At 36.5% G+C, this 5,624-nt stretch carries 5 protein-coding genes; 1 reads left to right on the top strand and 4 read right to left on the bottom strand.

The window, feature by feature from the left end:
* The first annotated feature begins 213 nt into the window (after nt 1–213).
* Complete coding sequence (locus ACIQ2S_RS10605; protein ID WP_396175767.1) at nt 214–2,874, top strand: valine--tRNA ligase; 2,661 nt, start codon at nt 214–216, stop codon at nt 2,872–2,874.
* Nucleotides 2,875–3,024: 150 nt separating this feature from the next.
* On the opposite strand, the gene ACIQ2S_RS10600 is transcribed toward ACIQ2S_RS10605, so the two are convergent.
* The 4 genes from ACIQ2S_RS10600 to ACIQ2S_RS10585 form a co-directional block, all read right to left on the bottom strand.
* Nucleotides 3,025–4,098, bottom strand: coding sequence for a hypothetical protein (locus tag ACIQ2S_RS10600; RefSeq protein WP_396175765.1), 1,074 nt, complete (start codon nt 4,096–4,098; stop codon nt 3,025–3,027).
* A gap of 60 nt (nt 4,099–4,158) precedes the next feature.
* Complete coding sequence (locus tag ACIQ2S_RS10595; protein ID WP_396175769.1) at nt 4,159–4,818, bottom strand: superoxide dismutase; 660 nt, start codon at nt 4,816–4,818, stop codon at nt 4,159–4,161.
* A 131-nt stretch (nt 4,819–4,949) separates the two neighbouring features.
* Nucleotides 4,950–5,222 carry an acyl-CoA-binding protein gene (locus ACIQ2S_RS10590; RefSeq protein ID WP_396175763.1) on the bottom strand — a complete coding sequence of 91 codons (273 nt, stop codon included), beginning with the start codon at nt 5,220–5,222 and terminating at the stop codon, nt 4,950–4,952.
* Nucleotides 5,219–5,624, bottom strand: a 406-nt coding sequence (locus ACIQ2S_RS10585; RefSeq protein ID WP_396175761.1) for a phosphatidylserine decarboxylase, incomplete at its 5' end; no start/stop codon positions are given. The genes ACIQ2S_RS10590 and ACIQ2S_RS10585, both read right to left, overlap by 4 nt.

Genomic DNA, 5,624 nt, shown 5'->3' with positions numbered 1-5,624 from the left:
TTTTTCATAATAATAGAATTTGGGTCTTGTAAAAATACTTACTTTTAAGTAAATTACAAATAGTAAAATCGTTTTTAATACTCTTCTTAAATACTTACTTTTGCAGTAATTGCAAATATCAGACCACTTTAGTGATTCTGTTCGTTTATTGCTGAACAATTAATTTAATCAAACAGTATTCTCAATTAGGAGAATAATTAATACATAGAATTTATGTCGATTCCTGCACAATTTGATGCCAAACAAGCCGAGAAGAAATGGTATGACTACTGGATGAAAAATAATTATTTTCATTCAGAACCTGATGAACGAACGCCGTATACCATTGTTATACCGCCACCAAACGTTACCGGAGTGTTGCATATGGGACATATGTTGAACAATACTATTCAGGATGTTTTGATTCGAAGAGCCCGTTTAAAAGGGCTTAATGCTTGTTGGGTGCCCGGAACCGACCACGCATCTATTGCAACCGAAGCGAAAGTTGTTGCAAAATTGAAATCGGAAGGAATCAACAAATCGGATTTAACTCGTGAAGAGTTCTTAAAACATGCCTACGAATGGACCGATAAATATGGAGGAACCATCTTAGAACAATTGAAACAGTTGGGCTGTTCGTGCGATTGGGATCGAACCAAATTTACGATGGATGATGATATGTCAGCCTCCGTTATCAAATCTTTTGTGGATTTGTACAATAAAGGAATGATTTATCGCGGATATAGAATGGTTAACTGGGATCCGGAAGCGAAAACGACTTTGTCTGACGAAGAAGTGATTTTTGAAGAACAAAGTGGAAAATTATATTTTATTCGTTACCAAATAGTTGATAACGATGCTCAAACTCCCCCTTCGGGGGATGGGGGGCTTATTATCGCAACAACTCGTCCTGAAACTATTTTTGGTGATACTGCCATTTGTATCAATCCAAACGATGAACGTTTTGCTCATTTGAAAGGGAAGAAAGCAATCGTTCCGATTTGTGGTCGTGTGATTCCAATTATTGAAGATGAATATGTTGATGTTGAATTTGGAACAGGTTGCTTGAAAGTTACTCCTGCTCACGATGTGAATGACAAAACATTGGGAGAGAAGCATCATTTGGAAATTATCGATATTTTCAATGATGATGCTACCTTGAATTCCTATGGATTGCATTACCAAGGAAAAGACCGTTTTGTGGTGCGAACTGAAATTGTAAAAGAATTGGAAGCACTTGGGGCACTGTCTAAAACGGAAATCCACATGAATAAAGTGGGGACTTCGGAGCGAACCAAAGCAGTAATCGAGCCTCGTTTATCAGATCAATGGTTTTTGAAAATGGAAGATTTGGTAAAACCTGCAATCAAAGCAGTGTTGGAAACCAATGAAGTAAAATTATATCCCAACCGTTTTAATAACACCTACCGTCATTGGTTAGAAAATATACGCGATTGGAATATCTCTCGTCAGTTATGGTGGGGCCAACAAATTCCGGCCTATTTTTATGGTGATGGGAAGGAGGATTTTGTTGTAGCCGAAAACATCAATGATGCGTTAGTTTTAGCCAAAGAAAAAACCAACAACCAACAACTTACAACCAACAACTTATCGCAAGATCCTGATGCTTTAGACACTTGGTTCTCTTCCTGGTTGTGGCCAATGGCTGTTTTTGGAGGTATTTTAGAACCTGAAAATAAAGATTTTAAGTACTATTACCCAACCAATGATTTAGTAACCGGTCCGGATATTTTATTTTTCTGGGTGGCGAGAATGATTATTGCAGGTTATGAATACACAGGAAAAAAACCGTTTACGAATGTCTATTTAACGGGATTGGTTCGCGACAAACAACGCCGAAAAATGTCGAAGTCGCTTGGAAATTCACCGGAACCACTTGAGTTGATTGAAAAATTTGGTGCCGATGGTGTTCGTGTAGGTTTACTTTTAAGTGCTTCTGCCGGAAACGACATCATGTTTGACGAAGAATTATGCAACAACGGTAAAGCTTTTGCCAATAAAATATGGAATGCCTTCCGTTTAATCAAGGGGTGGGAGGTAGCAGCTATTCCGCAACCGGAAAGTTCAAAAGTTGCCATTGAATGGTACGAAGCGAAATTACAGCAAACCCTGCTGGAGATTGAAAACAATTTTGACAAATACCGCTTGTCTGATGCTTTGATGGCTATTTATAAATTGGTTTGGGATGATTTCTGTTCGTGGTTCTTAGAAATCATAAAACCTGCTTATCAACAACCCATCGACCAAACAACGTTTGACAAAGCCATTGAAATGCTGGAGAATAACTTGAAATTATTGCATCCGTTCATGCCTTTCATAACTGAGGAAATTTGGCAGTATATTGCCGAGCGTTCTCCTAAAGAAGCGTTGATTATTTCAGAATGGCCAAAAATGACCTTAGTGAATCAACATTTAATTGCTGATTTTGATTTTGTAGCAGAAGTAATTGCCGGAATTAGAACCATTCGTAAAGAAAAAAATATTTCTTTTAAAGACACTATTGGGTTGAAGATTGTAAATAATGAAAACGCTTCTACGTATTTTGATGCAATCATCATGAAGTTAGGAAACCTAAGTGAACTGACTTACGTAACAGAAAAAGTTAACGGTGCATTGACGTATCGTGTCAAATCAAATGAATATTTTATTCCGATAACCGGAAACATTGATGTGGATGCAGAGATTAATAAGTTAGAAGAAGAATTGAAATACACCAAAGGCTTTCTACAATCGGTTCAAGTGAAATTGTCCAATGACAAGTTTGTTGCCAATGCTAAACCGGAAATTATTGACAATGAACGAAATAAAGAAGCAGATGCTTTGGCTAAAATCGCAACGATTGAACAAAGTTTGGCGGGGTTGACAAACAAATAAATAAGCACTATGTTGTCATGCTGCTTGTTTCAGCATCTCAATAAATTTTTCAATTTCGAACTTGTTTCAGCGTCTTTACATTTTCTGAAGAGAAGCTGAAACAAGTTCAGCTTGACAGAATCTTTAAGTTTGAAAGTCTTTAATTGACTATCAATCAAAATACGTAATCGTTCGTTGAATTTTAAATTGCGGTTCTTTGTTTAAATAAACAATTTTACTAATCCAATTCCCTGCTTTATCCACTTCATACTCAGAGGTTTTTGTCTCTACAGTCCCATCTTGTTTGGTTACTAACGTTTCAATTAATAAATTGTTTTCATTGTATTTATTGGTAACAGATTGCATGAGCATGCCATTTTGATAAATCATACTTGATAGCATGTTTTTTTTGCTATCAAAATTCATTTTTTCTTCCACTTCAGTATTGACGGAATTGTCAGTAATTTTATTGTAATTCAAATTGCCTTTCGCATCATACATTTTAGTTTCCGCATATTGCAGTTCTTGACCTTTGGGAAACGATGCTACATTGATTAACAAATTGTTCAAGTAATTAAATTTGGTTACGGAAACCAGTTCATCGGCACCGGTATAATAGGTTTCTATCATTTTGTTATTGTTGGAATCGTATTCATAGGCAATGCTATGTGTAACCAAATCTCTGTTTTTATAGTAGTTCTCATGAATCAGATTTCCTTTTGCATCGTATTCGTAGGTAATTTTATCAGTTAAATTGTCCTGAGCATCAAACGTTCTTTTTTGAACAATTTTATTGGCCACGAATGTTTGAACAATCTTGTCGTATTGCGACTCATCCGGATTTCTTCGAGTGATAATGATGTTGTTTCCAAAATCGTCCCATGAATATTTACTAGTTAAAAACAAACTGTTGTTCATGTATTGGTACATAAATAGCTTTTTTGACAGACCTTCATAAGTGTTTTCTTCTTGCACCATTCCGTTGGATAAAAACTTTTTTTCAGAAAGTAATTGACCGTTTTCATTAAATGTCATGGCGTAGTCATATTCTGAATAATTTTCTCTTTTGCGTTCGCCAATTGTACCTCCAGCAAAAACAAAGGACTTTTCATCAATCGATTGTATCTTTCCTTTTAGTTTGAAATGATTCAGATCGCTTGCCACTTTGGTAGCATTCTTTTCATCCTCTTTTTTACAAGAGACTAAAAAAATAACGACAATAAGGAATAGAAAATGATTTCTCATAAATAGTAAATTAAAAAAATCCCGAACGTGAGTCCGGGATCTATCATATGTTAGTAGAAATTATTGAACCGGTACCGTTTGGGTAGCGGCATACTTTTCAGCTACTTTTTCCCAGTTGATTACATTGAAGAAAGCTTCCACATAATCTTTTCTTTTATTCTGATAATTCAAGTAATAAGCGTGTTCCCAAACATCAACAGCCAAAATAGGCGTTCCTGACAACCCAATTTTTGTCATCAACGGATTGTCTTGATTTGGTGTTGCAAGGATACTTAATTTGCCGTCTTTTCCAACCACTAACCAAGCCCAACCTGAACCAAATTGTTTGGTAGCGGCATCAGTAAATTGTGTTTTAAAATCGGCAAATGAACCAAAATCTTTTGTAATAGCATCGGCCACCGGACCAGTTGGTTCACCACCTTTGTTGGCTCCCATAATTTCCCAAAAGAAATTGTGGTTGTAGTAACCGCCGGCATTGTTTCGAACGGCTTTGTTCTCAGCATCTACTTTTTTCAAAATGTCTTCTATCGAGATATTAGCCATGTCGGTTCCGGCAATTGCTTTGTTTAAATTATTGGTATAGCCTAAATGATGTTTCGAAAAGTGAATTTCCATCGTTCTGGCATCAATATGAGGTTCCAAAGCATTGTAGGCATACGGAAGTGCAATCATTTCAAATGAACCGCCTGCGTCGGCTTTAACATCTTCGGGTTTGCCCATTTCTACTTCTACTTTTTCATTTTCAGGGCCTGGTACTTCTACTACTTCTTCTAAATTTTTGTTATTGTTACAAGATTGGAAACCAATCACAAGTAGAGCAAAACTTAAGCTTAGCACAGATTTTTTCATAGTTACTTTTTTTTATGGATTAAAGAATTAATGGTTTCAATGTACAATTCCTTTGCTTCATCGGAAGAAATATGACTTATTTGCATCCAAGCATTGGTTTTAAAAGCATTTCTCAAATCATTGGTCGAAGGTTGTGTGTAACCAACCATTCCGTGAGTTGCTTGTTTATAATAGGCATAGATACGCAACATCACGTCCGGAGGTAACGTTTCGGTCATGTTGGATGCTTTCTCAAAAGCTTCCCTAAAGCGAGTATCTAAATCTTTGTTGGTCATTCAGATTTTGAAGCAATGATGGTTTCGCCACCCACTGCTTTTTGGTTCAATGAAACATTTATTTTTGTACCTAAAGGTAAGTATAAATCCACACGAGAACCAAATTTTATAAATCCGGCATCGGTTCCTTGTTTCACCATCATTCCTTCTTGTGCATAATTGACTATTCTTCGAGCCAAAGCACCTGCAATTTGGCGGTAAAGAATTTCCCCGAAATTGCGACTCTCAATGACAACGGTCGTTCGTTCGTTTTCTGTACTTGCTTTTGGATGCCACGCAACCAAATATTTGCCGGGGTGATATTTGCTGAAATTAATTTTTCCGTTGATGGCATAGCGGGTCACATGCACATTGATTGGCGACATAAAAATGGAAACTTGAAGTCTATTGTCTTTAAAATAC

It is taken from the genome of Flavobacterium sp. (genome assembly GCF_044371705.1).
GTDB lineage: Bacteria > Bacteroidota > Bacteroidia > Flavobacteriales > Flavobacteriaceae > Flavobacterium.
Note: the sequence above shows the minus strand (reverse complement) of the source record. Positions and strands in the feature narration are given on the sequence as shown.